The 23,445-nt window shown below is 59.0% G+C and carries 18 protein-coding genes; 6 read left to right on the top strand and 12 right to left on the bottom strand.

Going from position 1 to position 23,445, the window contains the following annotated elements; genetic code table 11:
- Positions 1 to 29: 29 nt before the first annotated feature.
- From ACO9S2_RS09635 to ACO9S2_RS09620, 4 genes are all read right to left on the bottom strand, one after another.
- The gene (locus ACO9S2_RS09635; RefSeq protein WP_423721796.1) at positions 30 to 2,534 is read right to left on the bottom strand and encodes an ATP-binding protein; all 2,505 of its coding nucleotides are present in this window, start codon (positions 2,532 to 2,534) and stop codon (positions 30 to 32) included.
- A gap of 46 nt (positions 2,535 to 2,580) precedes the next feature.
- Positions 2,581 to 2,910 carry a DMT family protein gene (locus ACO9S2_RS09630; RefSeq protein ID WP_423721795.1) on the bottom strand — a complete coding sequence of 110 codons (330 nt, stop codon included), beginning with the start codon at positions 2,908 to 2,910 and terminating at the stop codon, positions 2,581 to 2,583.
- Between the two features lie 122 nt (positions 2,911 to 3,032).
- Positions 3,033 to 4,049, bottom strand: a complete 1,017-nt coding sequence (locus tag ACO9S2_RS09625) for a hypothetical protein (protein WP_423721794.1) — start codon at positions 4,047 to 4,049, stop codon at positions 3,033 to 3,035.
- A 253-nt stretch (positions 4,050 to 4,302) separates the two neighbouring features.
- The gene (locus tag ACO9S2_RS09620; RefSeq protein ID WP_423721793.1) at positions 4,303 to 6,897 is read right to left on the bottom strand and encodes an excinuclease ABC subunit UvrA; all 2,595 of its coding nucleotides are present in this window, start codon (positions 6,895 to 6,897) and stop codon (positions 4,303 to 4,305) included.
- 71 nt (positions 6,898 to 6,968) lie between these two features.
- On the opposite strand from ACO9S2_RS09620, the gene ACO9S2_RS09615 reads away from it, so the two are divergent.
- The 6 genes from ACO9S2_RS09615 to ACO9S2_RS09590 all read left to right on the top strand — a co-directional run bounded on the left by ACO9S2_RS09615 (position 6,969) and on the right by ACO9S2_RS09590 (position 14,704).
- Positions 6,969 to 7,748, top strand: a complete 780-nt coding sequence (locus ACO9S2_RS09615) for a class I SAM-dependent methyltransferase (RefSeq protein ID WP_423721791.1) — start codon at positions 6,969 to 6,971, stop codon at positions 7,746 to 7,748.
- 82 nt (positions 7,749 to 7,830) lie between these two features.
- Positions 7,831 to 9,474, top strand: a complete 1,644-nt coding sequence (locus ACO9S2_RS09610) for a B12-binding domain-containing radical SAM protein (RefSeq protein ID WP_423721790.1) — start codon at positions 7,831 to 7,833, stop codon at positions 9,472 to 9,474.
- A 169-nt stretch (positions 9,475 to 9,643) separates the two neighbouring features.
- Positions 9,644 to 11,737, top strand: coding sequence for a universal stress protein (locus ACO9S2_RS09605; RefSeq protein ID WP_423721789.1), 2,094 nt, complete (start codon positions 9,644 to 9,646; stop codon positions 11,735 to 11,737).
- Positions 11,737 to 13,140 carry a radical SAM protein gene (locus ACO9S2_RS09600; RefSeq protein WP_423721788.1) on the top strand — a complete coding sequence of 468 codons (1,404 nt, stop codon included), beginning with the start codon at positions 11,737 to 11,739 and terminating at the stop codon, positions 13,138 to 13,140. The genes ACO9S2_RS09605 and ACO9S2_RS09600 overlap by 1 nt, the downstream gene beginning before the upstream one ends.
- Before the next feature lie 48 nt (positions 13,141 to 13,188).
- The gene (locus ACO9S2_RS09595) at positions 13,189 to 13,698 is read left to right on the top strand and encodes a hypothetical protein (RefSeq protein WP_423721787.1); all 510 of its coding nucleotides are present in this window, start codon (positions 13,189 to 13,191) and stop codon (positions 13,696 to 13,698) included.
- Between the two features lie 568 nt (positions 13,699 to 14,266).
- Positions 14,267 to 14,704 carry a hypothetical protein gene (locus ACO9S2_RS09590; protein WP_423721786.1) on the top strand — a complete coding sequence of 146 codons (438 nt, stop codon included), beginning with the start codon at positions 14,267 to 14,269 and terminating at the stop codon, positions 14,702 to 14,704.
- A 239-nt stretch (positions 14,705 to 14,943) separates the two neighbouring features.
- On the opposite strand, the gene ACO9S2_RS09585 is transcribed toward ACO9S2_RS09590, so the two are convergent.
- The 8 genes from ACO9S2_RS09585 to larC all read right to left on the bottom strand — a co-directional run bounded on the left by ACO9S2_RS09585 (position 14,944) and on the right by larC (position 23,386).
- On the bottom strand, positions 14,944 to 15,714 hold the full coding sequence (locus ACO9S2_RS09585) for a 2OG-Fe(II) oxygenase (RefSeq protein ID WP_423721785.1): 771 nt from the start codon (positions 15,712 to 15,714) through the stop codon (positions 14,944 to 14,946).
- Between the two features lie 50 nt (positions 15,715 to 15,764).
- The gene (locus ACO9S2_RS09580; protein WP_423721784.1) at positions 15,765 to 16,475 is read right to left on the bottom strand and encodes a LolA family protein; all 711 of its coding nucleotides are present in this window, start codon (positions 16,473 to 16,475) and stop codon (positions 15,765 to 15,767) included.
- On the bottom strand, positions 16,472 to 18,892 hold the full coding sequence (locus ACO9S2_RS09575; RefSeq protein ID WP_423721783.1) for a DNA translocase FtsK: 2,421 nt from the start codon (positions 18,890 to 18,892) through the stop codon (positions 16,472 to 16,474). Before ACO9S2_RS09575 ends, ACO9S2_RS09580 begins: the two co-directional genes overlap by 4 nt.
- A gap of 83 nt (positions 18,893 to 18,975) precedes the next feature.
- The gene (rsmA, locus tag ACO9S2_RS09570) at positions 18,976 to 19,779 is read right to left on the bottom strand and encodes a 16S rRNA (adenine(1518)-N(6)/adenine(1519)-N(6))-dimethyltransferase RsmA (RefSeq protein ID WP_423721782.1); all 804 of its coding nucleotides are present in this window, start codon (positions 19,777 to 19,779) and stop codon (positions 18,976 to 18,978) included.
- A gap of 3 nt (positions 19,780 to 19,782) precedes the next feature.
- Complete coding sequence (locus tag ACO9S2_RS09565; protein ID WP_423721781.1) at positions 19,783 to 20,109, bottom strand: hypothetical protein; 327 nt, start codon at positions 20,107 to 20,109, stop codon at positions 19,783 to 19,785.
- Positions 20,106 to 21,170, bottom strand: a complete 1,065-nt coding sequence (gene pdxA, locus ACO9S2_RS09560; RefSeq protein WP_423721780.1) for a 4-hydroxythreonine-4-phosphate dehydrogenase PdxA — start codon at positions 21,168 to 21,170, stop codon at positions 20,106 to 20,108. The genes ACO9S2_RS09565 and pdxA overlap by 4 nt, the downstream gene beginning before the upstream one ends.
- A 6-nt stretch (positions 21,171 to 21,176) precedes the next feature.
- Positions 21,177 to 22,184, bottom strand: coding sequence for a sodium:calcium antiporter (locus ACO9S2_RS09555; RefSeq protein ID WP_423721779.1), 1,008 nt, complete (start codon positions 22,182 to 22,184; stop codon positions 21,177 to 21,179).
- Positions 22,181 to 23,386 (bottom strand): nickel pincer cofactor biosynthesis protein LarC, encoded by a 1,206-nt coding sequence (gene larC, locus ACO9S2_RS09550; RefSeq protein WP_423721778.1) that lies wholly within the window; start codon positions 23,384 to 23,386, stop codon positions 22,181 to 22,183. Before larC ends, ACO9S2_RS09555 begins: the two co-directional genes overlap by 4 nt.
- Positions 23,387 to 23,445: the final 59 nt, after the last annotated feature.

Below are 23,445 nucleotides of genomic sequence, written 5' to 3'. Positions count from 1 at the left end.
GTAAACCGGCCTATCCCACCATAGACGGGTCACTGCCAGGCGGGCGAGAGCGTGCCGCTGGCATCCTGCCAGTGCGGCGTCCAAGCGAGGGCGACGACCTTCACCACGATGTTGGACTTCGTGGGCTTCAGCGACACGACGTCCAGCTTTTCGGTGAGGGGGTCAATGGCCGCAGCCAACGCGTCGGCTTCGGCCTTGAACTGCGCTTCGAGACCGGCCAATTGCTGTTGCAACGCGGCGACGTTCTCTTCCGCATGTCCCACGTCCTGGGATTCCTTCATGACCCGGCCCGCGCTCCTGACCGCTGTTGTTGCACGCCCGATGTTCGTGGCGCTGATGGTCTTGCGCCCAAGAAACGCACTCAGGATCGAAGCCCCGACGGAGATCGCGGCCTGCACCTGACTGGACCGAGCCTCAGCCTGCTGCCGCTCTTTCATCTGTTCCGCCCGCCGGAGACGATCTTGCAGCGCCGCAATCTTCGGCGCGTATTTCTTCCGCAGACTATCCGATTGCTGATCCCGCAGCTCCCGGCCGGCCTGCTGAAGACGAACGCGGAAATCCCGCTCCGACTCGCCAGGGCGTGAAAGCTCCTTCGTGCTGGGACTCCTCAAGAGCTCCAGTTTATGGGTGCGAAAGAGCCAGCCCGCAAAATCCTTGCTCCACGTGTCGTAGCTTTTCCCCTTCGCCGCGGGGCCGGGCAAGGCCGCAAACCGGGCCCCCTCTGCCGGAGCCTGCTCCAAATCCGCAACGGCGATCGGCGCCGTCGTCGCATGCTCCCACTCCACCGGCACCGCCCCGTCATCGATCGGTGCCAGCACTGACACGTCCTCCGTCACATCGACTGCCGCTTTCGTATCAGCCAAGCGGATTTGAGCAACGCCCACTACCATCGGTTGATAGACCAACGTGCTCCCGCCGGGCTGGCTGCCGCGCAACGGAATGAAGTATTGCCGCACATCGGGGGGCAGCATGGGACGGGCGCCGCCAGGCGAGAGGCCAGAGGCGCGGGGCACGGGGGAAGACGACACGATCTGACGGCTCTGATCCTTTTCGCTCCCCCTGGCCTCTAGCCCCTTGCCCTTCGCCTCGCTCATGAGCGTCTTGATCTGCGTTCTGGTCAGAGGCCCACGGAGATAAGAGAGCGTCCACCTCGTTTGAAACACTTCGGGGGCGTCCTCGTGGACATTGTTCAAGAGAAACACCCGATTGCCTAATCCGGCGAGGAGCTGTTCCATCCGTTGCCGGTCGAATTTCTTCCCCGAACTCGCCGCAGCCCCCTCCAACCCCTCCAGCACCCGCGCCTTGTCCCGCTCCGTCTGCAACCGTCCGATAAACCACGTCCCGGTGTTGGCGAGGCCCTTGTAATCGAGATCGACGGGGTTCTGCGTCGCGAGGACCACGCCCAGACCGAATGCCCGCGCCTGCTTGAGCAAGGTGAGCAGCGGTTGTTTGGAGGGGGGATTGGCGACCGGCGGGAAGTAGCCGAAGATTTCGTCCATGTAGAGAATAGCCCGCAGGCTCGTCGTACCGGACTGTCCCCGCATCCAACCCAGCGTCTGGCTCAGCAACAGCGTGACAAAGAACATCCGCTCGGCGTCGCTCAAATGCGCGATCGAGAAAATCGCCAGGCGCGGCTTGCCGCTGGGCGCGTACAGCATCTGCCCCACGTCGAGCGCCTCGCCTTCCAACCAGGCACTGAACCCCGGCGCGGCCAACAAATTGTTCAACTGCATGGCCAGCGCAAACCGGTCCTTCGAGGGATAGAACGACTCCAAATCCAGCACGCCGATCTTCGTCACAGGTGGCGTCTGGATCTGTTGGATGAGCGTGGCCAAGTCCAGATCCTGCCCCGCCTTCCAGGTGCGATCGAGAATGGTGGAGAGGAGAATGTGCTCGCGGCTCTTAATAGGGTCGGCGTCCACACCGATCAGGCCCAGCAGACTCGTGACCGTCGTCCCGATGCGCTCGCGCAGCATCTCCGCATCATCAAGAACTTCCTGCGACGGCGCGGCGAAGGATTTGAGGATCGACACGGGAATGCCCGCATTGCTCCCCGGCGTATAGACCGCCACATCGGCGGCATCGCGCAGTTTCTGAATCCGCTCGCCGCTCTGCCCCCAATCGGCCAGCCCCTTCTTCCATAAGTCGGCCTGCGCCTGCGCGTACTCGGCTGTTGAAAGGCCCTTCTTGCGAGCATCGTCTTCGTTGACCCAGGGCGCAAAGTCTTTGCCGCGCAACTGCGGGAAGGTGAGGAGCAGATTCGCCAGGTCGCCCTTGGGATCGATGATGAGAGCGGGAATGCCGTCGATCGCCGCCTCTTCGAGCAGCGAGAGACAGAGGCCGGTCTTGCCGCTTCCCGTCATGCCGACACAGACAGCGTGGGTCACGAGGTCTTTGGAATCGTAGAGCAGCCATCCCGGCTTGGCTTGCTTGGTCGCCAGATCGTACGGACGGCCGAGATAAAAGACACCCAACCCTTCAAAGTCCTGGCTTGCCTGCTGATCCGTTCCCGCCGCCTTCTTTGCCTTCGCCATTCTTTCCCTTCCCCCTTGCCTCTAGCCCCGCCCCCCTAGCCTTGACCTACCACTCCTTAAAAATGAGGAACACCGCGCCGATCATCATCCCGAATCCGGCCAGATAGTTCCATTTCAGCGGCTCTTTCAGATAGAGCACCGAAAAGACACAAAACACGACGAGGGTAATCACTTCCTGAATAGTTTTCAGTTGCGCCGCCGTGAACTCATAGTGGCCGATCCGATTCGCCGGCACCTGGAAACAATATTCGAAGAATGCAATGCCCCAACTCGCCACAATCACGATCCACAAAGGCGAGTCCTTATACTTCAAATGCCCATACCAGGCGAAGGTCATGAAGATGTTGGAGATAGTGAGCAGTAAGATTGTGTGCATGGGTTCCCCTATGAAAAGAGATTATGGCTTACAACATATGGATTGAATCAATACAGCCACGACTCCCATGTTCCAACTAATACACCCCTGTCTACTTCCCTTTGCAGTTAAAAACCCTTGATCTACTGATCACGCTCATCAAGCTTGGCAATCAAGTTTGAAAAGAATAGGTACGCGCCGAGCAGTCCTTGGCGGGCCTCGATATGACTGACTTCTGCATGAACACCCTTTGACGTTACTTCATGCAGTCGGCGAACGAATGAAGAGAAGAAGTCCAACTCAGCTTGCAGCAGCTTATTCGATGCACTTCCATGAAACTGCCGAGCACAAAACTCCTGCAGCCGATTTAGATACTGCTCTTCCCCGAGGTTTCTGACTTGGCCATCGTGACAGACTACTGGGGCAGAGGCGGGAGGATAATGGAAGTCCGTTGCAGCTTTTACAGCCCTTCTGATTGAAGTAAGGAGTAGCGCGTGGTCTTCTGCATCTGTCGAGCTGATAAGAGTCGCAGCTTTACAAAGGCTCTGGTAGGCTGCGTCGCTTCGCGAGGCGTAGTAGTTATGGACATCGTCTTGCAAAGAGGCAATTAAGCTCGATGCCTTATTTACCGCTTCAAGTTGACCTTCAATCCGGCTCGCATAATAAAGACATCGTGTGCGGACTCGTTCAAGAATAATATTGTAAGATTGTATATTGAAGCGCATCTCTGCCCTGAGTTTTCTATTGCGGTCAGTAAAGGCCGCTGTGTCAAATTCGCCCATGCTTTCGGGAAGCCGAAGGTCCTCGATTGACTTTTCTGTCTGCTCAATCTGGCGTTTAAGTTGACCAACACCAAAGACAAGGACTTTCCTGTCTTCATCGTCTGGGTCAAGGCTAACGTCGAGCGTGCGCTCCGCAATCCAATGATCATGAGAGTCCTTCCAAAGTCGTTTGCAGGCTTCTTCGTTTAGATGCTGCGTTTCCTGAGCGAATGACGCTTTGAATTGGTGGCTATCGGGACACAGCTCTCGAAGAAACATGATCACGTTGAAGGAATCGCCGACTTTTCTAGCCAGACGGAGGCAGGCAATTACAGCGTTATCAATTTCACCCGCTTCAACGTGATTGAAGACTCGATCGATTATGTCCTGCGTTTCCATAGAGTGGCTAAACTAGCTGCAGACGAACGATATCGGCACCATCTGCCGCTATCCCCCTTTCCTTCTCCGCAGGCGTGGACGGGCAGAGCGTTCGGAGGTCGCCATGGCGGCCACAGAGGGGTGGCAGCCACAAGCGGGCCGTCGTGCGACGGCATGCGATTCTTATCGCGCTTTAGAGTCGCACGCGGCCAAGAGAACTGATTCGGTTGCTGTCATGGCTCATCGCATCATGGCGACTCCGAAAGCTCCGCCCTTACAGCCCCGCTTCCCTCAACACCTGCCCTGTGTACGAGCGCTTGGACTTGGCCACTTCGCGGGGTGGGCCTTCGACCACGATCTCGCCGCCGCGATCGCCGCCTTCTGGGCCGAGATCGATGATCCAGTCGGCGTTCTTGATCACGTCGAGATTGTGCTCGATGACCAGCACTGTGTTCCCGGCTTCGACCAGTCGATCCAGCACATCGATCAGCCGTTGCACATCGGCGAAATGGAGCCCGGTCGTTGGCTCGTCCAGGATATACAGTGTCCGCCCGGTCGGCCTCTTCGATAGTTCGCGCGACAATTTGACGCGCTGAGCCTCGCCGCCGGAGAGCGTGGTGGCAGACTGGCCGAGCTTCACATAGTGCAAGCCGACATCGTGCAGGGTTTCCAGCTTCCGCTTAATGAAGGGAATGTGCTCGAAGAATTCCACCGCGTCGTCGACCGTCATGTTCAACACATCGGCAATGCTTTTGCCCTTGTGATGAATCTCCAGCGTCTCGCGGTTGTACCGCTGGCCCTTGCAGACTTCGCAGGTCACATAGACATCGGGCAGGAAGTGCATCTCGATTTTGATCAGCCCGTCGCCCTGGCAGGCTTCGCATCGCCCGCCCTTCACATTGAAGCTGTAACGTCCCGGCTTGTACCCCCGCACACGCGACTCGGGCAGATTCGAATAGAGATCGCGAATGAAGCTGAAGAGACCTGTATAGGTCGCCGGGTTCGAGCGCGGCGTCCGGCCGATCGGCGACTGATCGATGTCGATCACCTTGTCGAGCGCCTCGACGCCGAGCAATTCCTTACAGCCGTCCAGCTTGACCACTTTCCGCTTTCGTACGGGGCGGCCTTCCTCATGACGCGTACCGCGTGCTGTCTGACGCGACGACGGCTGATCGCTATTGGCTGACGGCTCTTTGCCCAGCGTCTGCATGAGCGAATGGAAGAGCACTTCCAGCACAAGCGTGCTCTTACCTGAACCGGACACTCCGGTCACGCAGGTGAGCAGACCCAGCGGAATCTTGGCCGTGACATTTTTCAGGTTATGCTTCTGCGCTGCCACGACCGAGAGATACCCCTTCGGCTTGCGCTCGCGCTTCGGCAAGGAGACAGTTTGAATCCCGCGCAGATATTGTCCGGTAATCGAGTCGGGATTCCCCATCACCTCTTGCGGCGTGCCCTGGGCGATGACATGACCGCCATGCGTCCCGGCGCCTGGTCCCATGTCGAGCAGATGATCCGCGGCCATCATCGTTTCGGCATCGTGCTCCACGACCACGACCGTGTTGCCGAGATCGCGGAGTCGTAACAATGTCTGCAGCAGGCGGCGATTGTCCCGCTGGTGCAAGCCGATGGAGGGTTCGTCGAGAATGTAGAGGACTCCGACGAGGCCCGAGCCGATCTGCGTCGCCAGCCTGATTCTCTGCCCCTCTCCGCCGGACAAGGTGGCTGCGGCGCGATCGAGCGTGAGATAGTCGAGACCCACGTTGACGAGAAAGCCGAGCCGCTCGCGAATCTCCTTCAGAATACGATGCGCGATGACCAACTCGCGGTCCGTAAACTTGAGCGAGACGAAAAACTCCGCCGCAGCGCGAATCGAGAGTCTCGTCACTTCGGAAATGGATTTCTCTGCGAGCTTGATCGAAAGACTCTCCGGCTTGAGCCTGGCGCCCTGGCAGACCTCGCATGCGTCGAGCAACGTGAAATCTTCGTCCTCTGGACAGCCGGGCGTGACCTGATAGCCAATGCCGTCACAGGCCGGGCAGGCCCCGTGCGGGCTGTTGAAGGAGAAAATACGAGGCTCGACTTCCGGATAGCTGACGCCGCACTTGATGCAGGCCAGCTTGTCGCTGTAGAGCCGGGTCTTGCCATCGTCGGTTAGGACCGCAACCAGCCCCCCGGTCAGCTTCAGCGAAGTCTCAACGGAATCGGCCAGGCGCCGCATCAGGGCATCCCCCGCCTTTATGACGAGGCGATCGACGATGATCTCAATCGTATGCTTCTTTTGTTTATCGAGAACGATGTCCTCGCCGAGATCGACGATCTCGCCGTTCACCCGCGCCCGCACGTAGCCGGCCCGGCGCATCTCCAGCAGCTCTTTGCGATATTCCCCTTTGCGCCCCCGAACGATCGGCGCCAGGATCTGAAACTTGCTTCCTTCCGGAAGTCCCGCAATCGCATCAACCATCTGCTGAACGGTCTGGGCGGCGATTTCTTCCCCACATTGAAAACAATAGGGCCGCCCGACCCGCGCGAACAGCAATCGCAGATAGTCGTAGATCTCCGTAACGGTACCGACGGTGGAGCGGGGATTATGACTGGTACTCTTCTGTTCGATGGAAATGGCGGGCGATAAGCCTTCGATCGAATCGACATCGGGCTTGCCCATTTGCTCCAGGAACTGACGGGCATAGGCCGACAAAGATTCGACGTACCGCCGCTGCCCTTCGGCGTAGATGGTGTCAAAAGCCAGCGACGATTTCCCCGATCCGCTCAAGCCGGTGATCACGACGAGTTTGTCGCGTGGAATAGTGACATCGATGTTCTTGAGGTTATGTTCGCGCGCGCCTTTTATGATGATAGAATTGCTCATAGGGGCGGGATTATACCATGCCGGTCCGGTTGCCTTGACAAAGACGGAAGTCGGGTGCTACCACGGCTGGCATGATGTCAGTGAAGGAATCCGTGCAAGAGCGCTCCCGGCCATCCGCCCCACCCCAGGCGATTTCGACTTGGACCGGGCCCGCGCGCGAACAGGCCGTACAACGGATGTTCACTGCCATTGCCGGCGTCTACGACCTGAACAACACATTGCTCAGTTTCGGGCTCCATTACCGCTGGAAAAAGATCACGGCTTCGTTGGTCCCGAAAGTCGAGCTGGGCACCGCGCTCGATGTGGGAGCCGGCACCGCCGACTTGGCCCTTCTGGTCGAACCCCGGATGGGTGCCAATGGCAGGGTCGTTGCCTCTGACCTGAATCACGCCATGCTCGCCGAAGGACTGAGAAAGGTCGCCGGTAAGGGGCTGGCGGGAAAAATCACCTGCCTCCAGGCGAACGCCGAACATTTGGGATTTGCGGATAACACATTCGATGCGGTAACCACCGGCTTTTGCATGCGCAATGTCGGAAACCTGCCCCAAGCGGTCGGCGAGATCCGCCGCGTGATGAAGCCGGGGGGCACGTTCGTCTGCCTGGAATTCTCCCAGCCGGTCTTCGGCTGGCTGCGGGCGCTCTATGATTGGTATTCGTTCAAGTTACTGCCCTGGATCGGAACGAAGGTCGCGCGGGACACTACCGGCGTCTATGAATATCTCCCGGCTTCGATCCGCACATTCCCGGATCAGGAACGGCTCTGCCAGGTGCTACGCGAGGCCGGGTTCCGCCAGGTGTCCTACAAGAACCTGACGGGCGGGATCGTCGCGATCCATATAGCAACGAAGTAGGCGAGAGGCACGAGGCTAGAGGCGATGGGTATGATATTCCCTTTCTTACCTCTCGCCACGTGCCCCTAGCCCAGAACCAGATATGAATTCTATCTTATACGTCTTCCTCCCTTGCAAGAAGGTGTACCCGATCGGGATCACCTATCTGGCCGACTTTATTCATCGCCGGAAGCCGGAGGTGCGCCAGCAGATCCTGGATCTCTCGCTATTTCCCGTGTCCCAGCGCAGCCAGGCCCTCCGCGATGCAGCGAAAGCCTTCAAGCCTGACCTGGTTTGCTTTTCCTGGCGCGACATCCAGATTTTCTCTCCCCATGAAGGCGACTCGTCACTGGAACATGCGTTCAATTTCTATTTTGCGAGCAACCCGATCAAGCGGGTCGTCGCTTCGTTCGAGGGATTGAAGCAGCTCTACCGCTACTACAGCCACATCTATACGATCCTGTCGTACCCCTGGCTGATGCGGAAAGAGTTCCCCAAGACCCAGATCATGATCGGCGGCGGGGCCTTCACGGCCTTTGCCGATCAGCTCATTGAAAAACTCCCCGAGGGCACGATCGGAATTCTCGGCGAGGGCGAAGACGCGATTTTGAAAATGGTCGAAGGCCAGTCGCTTGAGGGCGAACGCTATATTATCCGGGAAGGGAAGAATATCCGCAAAGGCCAGCAGGGCACCATGGCCTTGCTCGACGCCCTGACGGTGGATCTCCCCTACCTAACTTCAATTTTCCCCCAATATCGGGAATTCCAGAACGAGTCCATCGGTGTCCAGACGAAGCGCGGCTGTCCCTACGACTGCGCCTTCTGCCTCTACCCCTATATTGAGGGCAAGCGGGTCCGCTACCGTCCCCCTTCCATGGTCGTGAAGGACATTTCCCAGCACTACCATCAATGGGGCGCGCGCCGGTTCTGGTTTACCGATGCGCAATTCATCACCGGGAAAGAGGCCTACCCGCAGTGCACCGAGATTCTCGAGCGCATCGTCAGCGAAAAACTGGAGATTGAGTGGTCCGGCTATATCCGCACGTCGCTGATTACGCCGGAACTGGCCAAGTTAATGGTCCGGTCGGGCGTCGGCGATCTCGAAGTCGCCATCACCTCCGGCTCTCAGGAAGTCCTGAACAACCTGCACATGGGTTTCAAGCTGGAGCGGCTCTATGATGGATGCCGTTACCTGGCTGAGGCAGGCTTCAAGGGGAAAGTGATCCTGAACTATTCGCTCAACTCCCCCAAGGAAACGGAAGAGTCCCTCTTGCAAAGCGTGGAGTCCTATAAGATGGTCGCCTCCATCCTGGGAGAGGAACGGGTCTTCCCCCTGATGTTCTTCCTGGGCATCCAGCCCAATACCGATCTTGAGCAACGTCTGCTTGAAGAAGGCTACCTCTCCGCCGGGTACAACCCGCTGATGCTGACGCCCACCAGCATCCGGAAGCTTCTCTATAACCCCGCGCCCCTGAACAAGATTATCGCCAAGGCCTGCCTCAAGGCCTGGGAGAGGAAAGACGGCAGCCGCGATCCCAGAAAATGGACCGGCTCTCTCTCTCAAACGACCACCGGCGGTTCAGCCACCCAGCCGGGCCAGTATGCCGACAAAAGCTTGCTCAAGGGGATCGAAGGCAACTCGGGGCGCGATGCCCTGCTGTCGCTTGAGGAGATTCTTAAATCGCGGAAATCTCCACCGGCATCAGTGACTGCCGACCAGAAATCGGTGGCCACCCCGACTTCTTAGCTCTACCCTGCAAGACAACCCGCGGGCATGATACTCGCCTTGCATTCCAGTTCGGCCAAGTGCTATCATCCGTCCTCTTTTATGCCGGGGATCCCAGGCAACTGTTTGGTTTTTTTGACAATTATCACGGTCACCCCCGGCTGGCAGTGGGCCTAGAGGAGGCGTCTCAATGTATAAGACGATCTATGTGCCGGTCGATAATTCCGACCATTCCAATACAGCCGTCGATGTCGGCGTCGAGTTCGCAAAAACCTTCGGCTCCAAGATTGTCGGCAGCCACGTCTACGCGGCGAAAATGCACGACAAGCGCTTCAAGCAAATGGAAGCGGGGCTGCCCGAGGAATACCATGACGAGAAAGAACTGGACCGCCAGCGGCAGATCCACGACTCGCTGATTACGCGCGGGTTGCAGATCATCACGGACTCCTACCTCGACTACGTCGATAAAAAGTGCAACGAAGCCAATCTCCCGGTCGAGCGCCGCTCCCTTGAGGGCCGTAACTGGAAGGCGCTGGTCGAAGACATCAATACCAACGGCTACGATCTGGTGATCATGGGCGCGCTGGGCGTCGGTGCGGTAAAGGACAGCGTGATCGGCAGCAACACCGAGCGCGTCATCCGCCGCATCCGCAACTCGGACATGTTCATCATCAAGAACACCGAGCCGATGAACAACGGCAAGATCGTGGTTGCGGTGGACGGCAGCCCTTACTCGTTCGGCGGGTTGATGACGGGCCTGTCATTGGGCAAGGCCTTCAATCGCCCCGTCGAAGTCATCTCCGCATTTGATCCCTACTTCCATTATGCCGCCTTCCACAGCATCTCCGGCGTCTTGAACGAAGAAGCCGGAAAAGTCTTCCGCTTCAAGGAGCAGGAAAAGCTGCACGAGGAAATTATCGACAGCGGGCTGGCCAAGATTTACCAATCGCACCTGGATATTTCCCGTGAGATTGCCCAGGCCGAAGAGACGGACGTGAAGACCACGCTCCTGGACGGCAAGGCCTTTGAAAAGATCATTCAATACGTCCGCAAGGATACGCCCTGGCTGCTGATCGTCGGCCGCATCGGTGTCCATAGCGACGAAGACATGGACATCGGCAGCAACACCGAAAACCTCTTGCGAAGCGCGGCCTGCAACGTGCTGGTCTCGAATCGCAAGTATGTTCCGCCGATCGACACCCAGGCCGAATACACAATCGCCTGGACGGAAGAAGCCCTCCGCCGCATGGAAAAGATCCCGGTCTTCGCCCGCGGCGTCGCGAAAACGGCGATTCACCGTTATGCGATCGAAAAGGGCCATACGATCATCAGCAACACCGTCGTCGATTCAGCCGTCGGCCATATCCTCCCCAAAGGCGCCATGGACGCCATGCGCGCGCTGGGCGGCAATCTTGACGCAGCCGGGATCGACCGGGACAAGATGCAGGCGGACGATTCAGTGGCGAAGGACCTCATGGGCAACACCCTCAGCGGGATGATGACCCAGGTCGTCGAGGAAAAGCCGACGAACAGCCCCTCCACACAGGCCTACCTCGACCGGATGAGTCAGAACTACTTTGTCTGCGACGGCTGCGGCTACATCGGTAAGGGCGAAACGCCGGTGAAGTGTCCGGTCTGCGCGGCTGAAGGTGATCGCTTTAAACAGGTTGATAAGACGATCTTTGATGCCGCGGCAAAAGCCGAGGGCGAATTGGAAACCGATCTCGCCTACGACGATGTGCCGATGCAGTGGACGAAGGATGCGAAGGAAGCGATTCGCGCCGTCCCGGCTGGTTTTCAACGCCGCCGCGCGAAGGCGAAAATTGAAAAGACCGCCCGCAAGCTCGGCATGACGACCATTACGCTCGAATATGCCGCGCCCATGATTAAGGAAGCGGCAGCTGAAGACTATCAGCCGATCTTCGCGAACAAGGACGCAGGCACGTCACAGGCAGCCGAAGAAAAGCTTGCCGCCGTCGCCAATGGGACGAACGGGAACGGCCAAGGGAATGGGAACGGCCATGTTGAAGCCGCCTCTCCCTACACCTGGACCGCCGACGCGACAGCGCGCCTGGAGCGCGCTCCGGAAGGCTTCATGCGCGAGTGCACGAAGGCATTGATCGAGAAGCATGCGGAAAAGATCGGCGCAACCCTGATTACCATCGAAGTGGCGACCGAGGGCATTGAACAGGCCAAAGGGTACATGGCGGACGCTATGAAAACCGGCAATCTCAAAGATATGATTGCCAATCTGACCGGGTCGAAGTCCGGGGCCAGCCACTAATGGGCAAATCACTCCCGATCCTCAACATCCCGTCCATGACGGGCTCGCTGGGATCTTTCCAACAGCAGATCACCAAATTCTTCACCCCCGCGACTCAGGGCCAGGGGGTGCATGACGGGCGGACCGTTGACGACTTCAAGCCCTACCTTGTCGCGCTGAACCTCACCAAGCGCTGCAACCTGAAATGCGATCATTGCTACCTCGACGCCACCACCAAGGCGGCCGGCGGAGACGACGAGCTGAGCACGGAGGAGTGCTACAAGCTCATCGATCAGATCGCCGAAGTGAACAAGGGCTGCCTCCTCGTCATCACGGGCGGCGAACCGCTGGTCCGGCCGGATATTCTGGATATTGCCAGACATGCGGTGAAGCTCGGCTTCATGGTGGTCTTCGGCACCAACGGCATGCTCATCAACGATCAGATGGCCAAGACGTTGGTCGAGATCGGGGTGATGGGCGTCGGCATCAGCATCGATTCGCTGGATGCCGCCAAGCACAATCAGTTCCGCGGGGTTCCGGGAGCCTGGGAAGCGGCGGTCGCAGGCATTGAGGCTGCCAAACGCAACGGGTTGCAGTTCCAAGTCCATTTCAGCGCCCAGCCCATGAATTATCAGGAATTGCCCGCCGTCCTTGAATGGGCTCACAACCTTGGAGCCCGCGTCCTGAATGTCTTCTTCATGGTCTGCACCGGCCGTGGCGAGGAACTCACCGACATCACGCCGGCTCAGTATGAAGAGGTCCTGGGCTATCTGATCGACTGTCAGGACAACTACAAAGGGATGTTGGTCCGCGCCCGTTGCGCGCCGCATTTCAAGCGGCTGGCCTACGAGAAAGATCCCAATTCGCCGATTACGAAAGCCACCGGTTACATGGGCGGCGGCTGCCTTGCCGGCACGAACTACGCGCGAGTGACACCAAATGGTGAACTGACCCCCTGCCCCTACATGCCGCTTTCGGCCGGTAATGTCAGACAGAACAGCTTCGTAGACCTCTGGGAAAAGTCTGACGTCTTCAACTCGTTCCGCTACCCGCAACTGAAGGGAAAATGCGGCGACTGTGAGTACACGGACATCTGCGGAGGCTGCCGGGCTCGTCCCTATGTGGATCACGGCGACTGGCTGGACGAAGACGAATGGTGCCTCTACACGCCCAAGGGCGGGGAAAAAATCAAAGTCGCCTTCAACACCCCGGAAGAGACGGAAGTCGCCTGGGACGAGGCCTCCTCGCTCAGACTCAGCCGCATTCCCTATTTCCTGCGGGCGATGGTGAAGAAGGGCGTAGAAAAACATGCCCGCGAGAACAATGTCCCGTTGGTGACCATCGAGTTGATGGAAGAGCTGCGGAAAAAGCGTTTTGGGAATGATGCCCCGGTCTTCAATTTTGACATGAAGGGGAAAGAGTAGGGTCCTCGCGGCGATTTCTGTATCGTCTCGAGCCTTCATCTAGTCACTATGGACGCCCTCCAAAGCATCGTTACCGATCTCAACACGCTAATCCCGATCGTCAATCACTGGTTTCACCTCTTGTCCGCCGTGATTTGGATCGGAGGCCTCGCGTTCCTGGTCATGGCCGTGACCCCCGGATTAAAGAAGGCCGTGGCGAAAGAGCAGATCAAGCCCATCACCGACATTTTCTATCAGCACTATAGGAAAGTGGCCGGCATCCTTCTGGTGGTGCTCTTGTTTACCGGCGGAGTCAACCTCCACTATGTCAATCAGGTGATGACCTCCCAGACTCAGCTGGGGATCCAACACAATGCGAAGTATCTGACCATTTTCTTTATTAAGCTCGGGCTCGTATTGTGCCTCCTGACCCTCTTCCTCTACACCGTGATCTTCAAATCAGATGAAGATGACGATGCCGAAATCGAATACGAAGTCATCCCCTATCAACGGGCAGCCCTTTGGATGGGCTTCTTCATCATTCTGTGCGCATCTGCCCTCAAGCATCTGCACCAATAGAAGTCAGGCCGCTCCTCCAGACTCTCGCGTTTTAGAACCCTCTCCTGTATCGAAGAAGATAATCTTCGAACCGTTTTAGATACACCACCGTAATTAATTCTTATTCCTTACTTTAAACTCCCGTGCGCAATCTATTGCCAGCATTAAAGAAATCAACCGCTTAGCCATTCGGCACGGCCATTGACCTACTCCGCATGCTGGTACGCCCATTGCTGAAGAGAGATAGCGTACCGGCTTAGAAAAGTGAGTGATTCGTAATGGATGTGGCGTTGCCGAATGAATCCCTCATAGCTTTGTCGCACTTCTTTAACTCCCTATGGCATGGATTGGAGCCGTCGGCCTTCCATCATGATCTTGAGGGTTCCCCTCTACATGGTGTTGTCGCTGCTAGATTGTGCCCATCTGGCAGCACACCGACGCCTTTGACCATGGCCATGAGCGCCGTGCCTCCACCAGGAGGCACGGCCTACTCCTTCCACTCAACGCTTGTCGGCCTCGCAAGCGTACAGCTCATTCCAGCAACATTTCAGCCCATCTTGATCATGCACCAGCATGCGAAAGGACTCCTATGTTGATTGGCAAATCCCACCGACATGAGCCCGGTACTATCGCCAAGGAACCACGCCAGCACACTATCATTCCCCAGAAATCATCCCGGGCTGCTTCCCAGGCTAAGACGACCAGACTGACGATTACCCTCCCCTCCCATCTTGTCGACCACCTGCGCGACGTCGTGTACTGGACCCCTCAAACGACACTGGCCTGGCTCGTCGAAGGAGCCCTGCTGGCTGAAATCAAGAAAATGGAACTCGCCAACAAAGGCCCCTTCCCGAAACGAACCGCAGAATTGAAATCAGGACGCCCTCGGAGAGCGAATCCTTACTCACAGAAATTCCCGGGCCAGCGCCTGGCTGCTACGACGCCTCAACCGCCGGAGAAACCCGCGCTGCAGCAGCGGGTGAACATATCGACCCCGCTTGAATCCCGAACTGGGTGCGGATATTAACTCGAACGGTGAAAAGAAGGGGCCCGCCAGAGCCACACCCGGACTCTCCGCTTGTAACCGGGTCAGTCCGTTACTTTATTGCTCGCGAGTCCTTCCAGGGCCGGCCCTCGTTTCGAAAGCGTCTTCCGGCCAAGACTCGTCCACAAGACGTTTCAGACAACATATTGCAAGGCTTCCCGTTCTCCGGGAAATCGGAGGGGTGGATCAAGCCAGAAATCGGGGAAGATATGAGAGACGGATCAGGAAGAAGGAAACTGACCGGAGAGGGCCCGCTTGAAGACCGTCTTCAAGCCAAAGTAGGCAAACGAGTCTTTGAGGTTTGAGTAGAGGCGTTTGAACCTCCCCATCTCGGGATTCGTCACATATTCCATGGTGAGAACGATACGTTCCTCGTTCTCTCCCAAGGGGGTCACCGCATGCCACAGCTTATCGCCATTGAAGATCACCATATCGCCCGGCTCAGTGATCAGTTCCAGATGCCGGGTTTCTTTCGCGGGATCGTCCTTAAATAGGTCGCACACAAGTTTGCATCGGGTTGACCGGTCGACCAATCCCAATAAAATCGTATAGCGCGCGCCCTTATAGTAGGACGTGTCGTAGTGAAACCCGATATGGTCCCCCGGCTCCGTATAGTAGTAGAGCGCGCAGGAGTGCGGGTCGTTGTCGGGACAGAGCAACAGATCGGCATGCACCAGCCGATTGAGGAAGTCGCGATAGGATGCCGACCGATAGAGATCGAGAAACAGCGGGCCTTTCTCCAGAACCGTATAGTAGCTGACGCTGCCTCCTTTCTTGTGCCCTGGAATATAGTTCCGATTCAGACTCGTCTGCAGCCCGTGAGCTTGCGGCACAAGCACGTCTTCCACGAATCGCCGCGAAAGAAATTGTTTGATCACCAGAAATTCGTTCTGTTCCCAATAGGTCTTGTGCAGTTGGTCAAAATCGAGCGCCGCCACGGCTTGATCGATCATGTCCGTCACGACACTCTTCTTCTCTGATTGCATGATCATCGCTCACCTGCCTCACAAATAGTCACGCCAAAGTCCCGCATCACAGCCGGCTAGTTCAGCACCGGAGCTTTCACCACCTCGACATCGGGCGGCGCTTTGAACTCGAAGACGTCGTTTCCCAGTCCCGTGTTCGGCTTCAGCGACGAAAACTCAAACGTCGCCACATTGCCATTGACCTCATGGAGCCAAACGGTTCGGATAAAATACGTCTTGGGGAACACCTCTACAATAATTCGCTGCACAGGCCTGGCCTGGTCACCTTCCTGCCCCTTGGGCGTGAGACTGAGCAACCGCAGCCCCCCCACCCCTCGCTCTTTCCCTGTCGCGGGAGCGATCGTGAACGACTCTTCCAGCTTGGCTGCCCCCTGCAGGAGTTCGAGCGGCGCCTGCGACGCAGCCATACGCGTTAATTTCCCAACCAGCACCTGCTTGTGCTCCGGCACATAGACCTTGACATCGTCCTGATTCACATAGATTTGCTCGGTGGCCGGATCGAGATAATCCCATCGCAACCGGCCCGGTTTCTTGATATAGACCTTGCCTGAGGACGTCACCGGCCGCTCAAACCCCTCAATTCTGGTCTGCTGAGTGAAGTCGGCCTGAAGATCCTTGGTTTTCTCGTATCGGGCTTGGAGTTGCTTCACCACGTCATTGACTTCCTGCATGGCCTTGTCGTCCACGGCGGCGTCGGCCGCCCACACGGTGCCGGCCACGACGATGCAGAACATACCTGCGACAACCCGCATCAAAATAGACTTCATGCTTCAGCCGCTCCCACCGGCCCTCGCCGACCCAGCACTTCCCGGCGCCCGTCACGGCCTGCGGCGCCCACAATCCCGTCCGCTTCCATTTGCTCGATCATGCGCGCCGCACGGGGGTAGCCCACGCGCAGCCTCCGCTGAATCAGCGAGGCGGAAGCCTGGCCGGTCGAGAGGACCAGCTCCTTGGCTTGTTCGTACACCTCGTCCTTGGCCTCCTCCTCCGCCGCCTCCTCCTGCTTGAGCGATTGCAGCTCGGGATCGTATTTAGGCAGCGCCTGCTTCTTCACAAACTCGACCACCCGCCGGACATCGTCATCCGACACAAACGATCCGTGCAGGCGGGCCAGCCGTCCGGTCCCTGAGGCCAGATACAGCATATCCCCGCGCCCCAAAAGCGCCTCGGCGCCGTTCGCATCGAGAATCGTGCGGGAATCGGTTTTCGACGACACTTGGAACGCAATCCTGGCGGGAAAGTTGGCCTTGATGAGGCCGGTCAACACATCCACCGACGGCCGCTGCGTGGCCAGCACCAGGTGGATGCCCGATGCTCTGGCCATTTGGGCCAGCCGCGCAATCTTGTCTTCCACATCCTTGGGGGCCACCATCATGAGGTCGGCCAGCTCGTCGATCATCACGATAATATACGGCAACGGTTCGGGCGGAGTCGGACGGTCGCGCGGCCCCGGATTGACCTCGGGATCGGTGGACTCGCCGGCGGCCAGCCGCTCTTCCTCCGTCAGGAACTGCATGGGCAGCTCCGGTTGATTCGCGGCAGCCGCCTCTTCCGCAAAGACCTCATGCAGCCCGGCCACCTTGCGGTTGTAGGCATCGATGTTCCGCACACCCGCTTCCGCGAGCAGTTTGTACCGGCGTTCCATCTCGGCCACCACCCACCCCAACCCTCTTGCAGCAGACTTCGCATCGGTGATGACCGGCCTCAGCAGGTGGGGAATGCCGTCGTACGCCGAAAACTCGAGCATTTTAGGATCGATCAATAAGAGCTTTACCTCGCTCGGCCGGGCTGAAAAGAGGATGCTCAACAACATCGTATTGAGCCCGACGCTCTTGCCGGCCCCGGTGGCGCCAGCCACCAGCAAATGCGGCATGGTCTTGAGATCTGCCGTCGCCGGGGCGCCAAAGATATCCTTTCCCAATGCCATGGTCAGCTTCGAGCGCGCCCGGCTGAACGGCTCGCTCATCACCACTTCCTTCATGGAAACCGTTTCACGGGAAAGATTGGGCACCTCGATCCCGACCACCGACTTCCCTGGGATCGGGGCCACAATGCGCAGACTCGTCGCTTTAAGAGCCAGGGCCAGATCGTCGGCCAGGTTCACAATCCTGGCGACTTTAGTGCCGGGCGACGGTTCAAACTCATACATCGTCACGACCGGACCTGGCCGCACCTCCGTAACCTTACCCTCAATGCCGAAGCTCGCCAAGGCTCGCGTGAGCACTTCGGACTGGGCCTTGAGGTCCTCGTCCGACATCCGGGTTATCGGTCCGGTGGGGTCGCTCAACAACTCATCCGGATCCGGCAGTTGATAGTCCCCCGAATCAACGGACACCGACACGATCTCCGGCTCCGATTGTGGCGTTTCAGTAGATGACGTGACGGGCTGCAGAGGCGGTTGGATGATAGGCAGCTCAGAGGGAATATTTGAAACGGCCTCCTCTACAAGAACAGGGACCGGCTCCGCGCTCTCCTGGTCGCGCCCGGACTTGGCCGCTTTGCCTCGCTGCCGCCGGTTCGCCGTCTCGACAACGACCGGTTCGGCCCGTTCAGGAATTAAGGCGGATAAGCTTTCGCGCAGAGCAGCCCAGCGTGCCGGAAGGGCTTGAACGACTTCTGTGAGGGAGAGCGGCGTCGTAAACAGCAGGGAGACGAGAAATCCCGCAATGATCAAGATATGCGCTCCGGTGCTGGCAAACCATGTCCGGAGCCCCTCGGCCAGGACCTGGCCGCATATCCCTCCCGCAACCCCGCGGTAGACCAGCCCACTGGTCAAGGTCGGAACGGCAGTGGCTTCCAGATGAAGAAAGGCGCTGAGAAAGAGCACCGCCGCGAGGGAACTCCCCGCCGTGCGTAAGCGGATGCTGACCGGGCTCTGCGAAAAACACCGCAGGCCGACCCGGCCGAGGAGCAGGGGAAAGAGGTAGGCCGCGCCGCCGATGAGAAAAAAGAAGCCGCCGGCGAGCACCGCGCCGAACGACCCGATCAGATTGCGCGGAGGATTGGCCGCAGGCGCTCCCGCTGCCACCGTCTTTGCCTCGCCCGGCACGAAGGAAAGCAGGCTGAGGAGCGTGAGCAGGCTCAACGCGATCAGCACCACCCCAATCACTTCGCGCTGGATGTGGGAGGGAGGAGACGGGGCCCGGCGGGCTTCGCCCCGCTTCGAGGACGTGGTAACACCCATGCCGCGGATGCTAACACAGGGGCGGAATCGTTTCAAACAAAGGACCGGTCTCTGACCGGTGCATAGCCCCGCACAGGACCGGCTCAATACCGGGAAGCGATGGCTCTGGTCAGCCGCATAAACTGATCGAGGGCCAGCACCTCTGCCCGGGTGGATGGCGGGAGATTGAGTGAGACAAGCCCTTCAGTTACTTGCGCCTGGTCATACCCTTCATCCCTCAGCGAATTCACCAGCGTCTTCCGGCGATGGGCAAAGGCGGCTTTCACCAGCGCAGCGAACTTTGGCTCTTCCTCCCGATTCAGCTCCCGCCGTTCTTTCGTCCGCAGCAACACGACGGCGGAGCCGACTTCCGGCCTGGGCCGGAAGCACTGGGCGGAGACGCGGAAGGCCTTTGTGATGTCAGCGGCATATTGCGTCATCACGGAGAGGACGCCGTAATCCGACGTGCCGGGTTTCGCCGCCAGACGATCGGCCACTTCGTTCTGCAGCATGAGCACCATGCGTGGAATCCGATCGCGGTGCTCCAGCAATCTGAACAGCAGCGGCGTGGAGATGTAATACGGCAGGTTGGCCACGACGACGGTACCGACCGGCAGCTCTGCGAAGGAATAGATCAGCGCATCGCCTAGCACCAGGGTGAGATTCGGAAACTCAGCCTGCCGTCCGGCCAAATAGGCGTGCAGCCGGGGATCGATCTCGACCGCAGTCACCTGCCCCGCTGCCTTGCACAGGGCCTCCGTCAGGATGCCACGCCCCGGTCCGATTTCAAGCGCCTGCGTCTCCTGAGTCACCTCCGCCAGGGCAACAATTTTACGAACGATGTTGGGATCGATGAGAAAGTTCTGGCCGAGACGCTTGTTGGCAGGAGGAAGGTCGGGGAAATCCACCAGCTAGGTCCCGCTGGGCGGACGAGGGGCAACCTGCGCCAACTGCTTGGCGAGCGCGGTCAGCGGCGTCCGGTAGGAGTCGATCAGATCGGAAAATTCTTCGACCAGATCGTTGGTGAACGACGGGCCCTGTTGAATAGCGGCGAATTTCTGGACGGCTTGGGCCCCGATCGCGTCCGTGAGCAACGCCACGGTGCGTGCTTTCCACTTGGCCACCCGCTCGGTCCCGGCCACGGTGTTGAGATCTTCCAGCGTCTGCTTGGCAATGGCATCCAGCTCTTTGACTTGCTGCTGAACGATGGCGAGTCCCCGATTTCCGTCTTCTGTCATCGTTGCCTCGCTGTCTGATGCATTGGGCTTTTCGCCTTTCGCTTGGCGGCCAGCACCGCCGCGAGTTTCACCGCCTCGAGCAAACTCCCGGGATCGGCAATGCCCTTCCCGACAATATCGAAGGCCGTGCCATGATCCACCGAGGTACGAATGATCGGTAACCCGACCGTCAAATTGACACAAGTGCCGAAGGCGACCAGCTTCAAGGGAATCAGCCCCTGGTCATGATAGAGCGCGACGATCCCGTCATATTGCCCCTTGGCGGCTTTACCGAACAGCGTGTCAGCCGGCATGGGATCGCTCGCCAGAATGCCTCGCGCCTGAGCCGCGCGGGCCGCGGGAAGAATGATCTGGGCCTCCTCATTACCGAACAGCCCATGCTCCCCCGCATGGGGGTTCAGCGCAGCGACGCCGATGCGGGGCTGCTTGATGCCATAGAGCTCCGTCAGCGCCCGATGCGCCAGGCGAATGCCTTTTTCGATCTTGGCCTTCGTCAGAAGCTTCGGCAGATCCTTGATCGCCACATGCGTCGTCACGAACATGATGCGCAGCGGGCCGCCCACGATCATCATGCCCGATTCCTGCGTCTTGGTCAGATCCGCTAGCAATTCCGTGTGACCGGGGTAATGGCAGCCCGCCATGTTGATGGCTTCTTTATTGATCGGCGCGGTCACGATGCCGTCGATGCACCCGAGCTCCGCCAGATGGACCGCTTTCTTGATGAAGGCCACGGAGGCCGCGCCGGTCTCAGCCGCCGCCACGCCGGGCTTAAACTTCTTGAGCGGCCGTTCCAAGGGATCCAGCACGACTACCGTATTCCCCTTTGCCGATGCCGGATCATGGCCATCGGCCCGCACGACATTCAGCTTCAACCGCAACGCTTTGACCGTGCGCGCCATCACCGGGTACGATCCGACCACCAGCGGCAGACAGAATTTCTGTAGCTCGCGTCCGGCCAGAGCCTTGGCAATCACCTCCGGTCCGATCCCGGCGGGATCGCCCATGGTGATGCCGAGCAAAGGCTTCTCATCCAATTCCATCCTGCTCTGCTTCGCTTTCATCACGCCTCATCCACCGACATACAAATAGATTGTGTACCCTATATAAAGGATGGCGCCCGCACTCAGCAACCACGGTTGCCAACGCCCGTGGACAAGAATCTGGAGCAGACAGAGCCCTGCCCCGACGACAGCCAGCACCATCGCGAGCAACGCCGAGGGCGCCAAGGCCCACTCGGTGCCGATCAACCCCACGGAGACCGGGAATGTGCCCTGAAACACCATCGCGCCGGTCACATTTCCGACCGCCAACCGGTCTTTCTTGCGGTAGAGCCAGAGAAAACTATTCGACATCTCCGGCAACTCCGTCGCCAAGGGGGCGATGAGCAACGCCAGGACCAGCGGCGAGATCGCAAGGGCGGCAGCCATCGTCTCTGCCGCGGTCACAAAGAGGTGGGCGCCGAGAATCAGGCCACCCAACCCGGCCACCGCCTGCAACCCGATCATGCCATACGAGGGAGTCTGAGCCTGCTTCGCGAACAACAACGGTTCGAGTCCGCCTTCTCCGCCTTCCTCATCCACGGCGCTGAACTTGATCTTCATATAGTAGATGTACAGGCTGATCAGGCCGGCAGCCGCGACCAGATGCAACGTGCGCGAGGGGACGAACACACAAGCCAGAGCCACCGCATAGCTGATGCAGAAGAAGGTCAGATCCGTCCGGACTTCACTGTAGTTGAGATGAAACTGGGCCGTGCGCTTGCCCGCCCGCGCATAGAGCACCAGCAGGACCGCGAGGATCGGCAGGACCAGCGTGTTGAGCATGAAGGGCGCCCCGAGAATCGCGCCCAAGCCCACCTCGGCCTCTTGCCGGCTTGTTCCAAAGAAAATGGCGATGACGGGAATCGACGTTTCCGGCAACGTCGTCCCGATCGCCGCAAAGATGCTCCCCACCGCCCCTTCGGAAATCCCGAGGCGCTTCCCCAGCCACTCAATGGCATTGGTAAAGAGCCCGCAGCCACCCAGCGTCACGGCGACAGACACGATAAACAGCAGCGCGTAGAGGAGAATGGTCACGAGCGTACCCGGCCTTTGCGCGTGGTGAGCTGAGCGTAGGCCAGCCGCGCGTCGTCCATCACGTCTTTGAGGGGACGTCCGGTGAGTCCGGCAATCTTTTTACAATCGACATATTCCGGCGCGGCCTTTTCCCAACCGGCCCCGATCGCCGCCACTTTCATCCGCACCGTCCCGCCGGGCACCTTCACAGCCACGAATCGTCGAGCCAGCACCTGCCTGGCCAATTCCTGCAATCGCACACCCAGCGCCGTGGTCTCCAGAAACAGCACTTCCAGCACCGCATCAAGTTTCTCCGGCGCGGCGAGACAGCTCACCACAACACCGGGCCGGCTGCGTTTCATGATGACCGGCGTAAGGGTGACATCCAGCGCACCGACCGAAAACAGCTGATCCATCACATGCTCATAGGCCTGCGGCGTCAGATCGTCGAGATTGGTTTCGATCTGGACCACAACGTCAGTGGGGCGAATCACCGCAGCCTGTTCGTCGGCAAGAAACACCCGCAAGACATTGGGCCAGCCCTCGGGATCGGCATCGCCCGCTCCATAGCCGACCTGCGCAGACTCCAAGACCGGCATCGGCCGGAACGACGACGCCAGGGTACGCAACAAGGCCATGCCCGTCGGCGTCGCCAGCTCGCACCGCGGCCCGTCCGAATAGATGGGAATCCCCTTCGCCAGCGCCGCCACAGCGGGGCCGGGAACCGGCAACAGCCCGTGCGCGGTTCGAATCGTGCCTGCGCCCACATTCACCGGTGACGACGTCACCTGCGTCACCCCGAGCAAGTGACAGCCCAACACGCCCCCGACCACATCGATAAACGAATCGATCACGCCCACTTCATGGAAATGAACGTCTTTCTTCGCCACCCGGTGAGCCAGCCCTTCCGCTTCCGCAAGCCGATCAAACACGGCCCGGCTCTGCTCTTTCACCGCTGCAGGCAACGTGCTGGCGGCCAGCACGCGATGGATGCGTGCCAGCGTGAGCGGCCGATCGAAGCCCTGCCTGATCACCACGTTGATCTTTGTCGCATGCAGGGCTCCGCGATGAACCTGCTGCTGCTCCAGCCGGTACCCGGCCAGCTTGAGTCGTTTCAGCTCCCTAACCAGATTGGCAAGTGGAAGCCCCGCATCGACAAGGGCGCCGAGCACCATGTCGCCGCTCACGCCGGAGAAACAATCGAAATGCAGGTGTCGTCCCACGCCGCTCCTCATCAAGGGCCGATTAAAAGGCCGCCCATCTTACCCAACGCGTCACCCAA

It is taken from the genome of Nitrospira sp. NS4, from assembly GCF_049546785.1.
Classification (GTDB): domain Bacteria; phylum Nitrospirota; class Nitrospiria; order Nitrospirales; family Nitrospiraceae; genus Nitrospira_D.
Note: the sequence above shows the minus strand (reverse complement) of the source record. Positions and strands in the feature narration are given on the sequence as shown.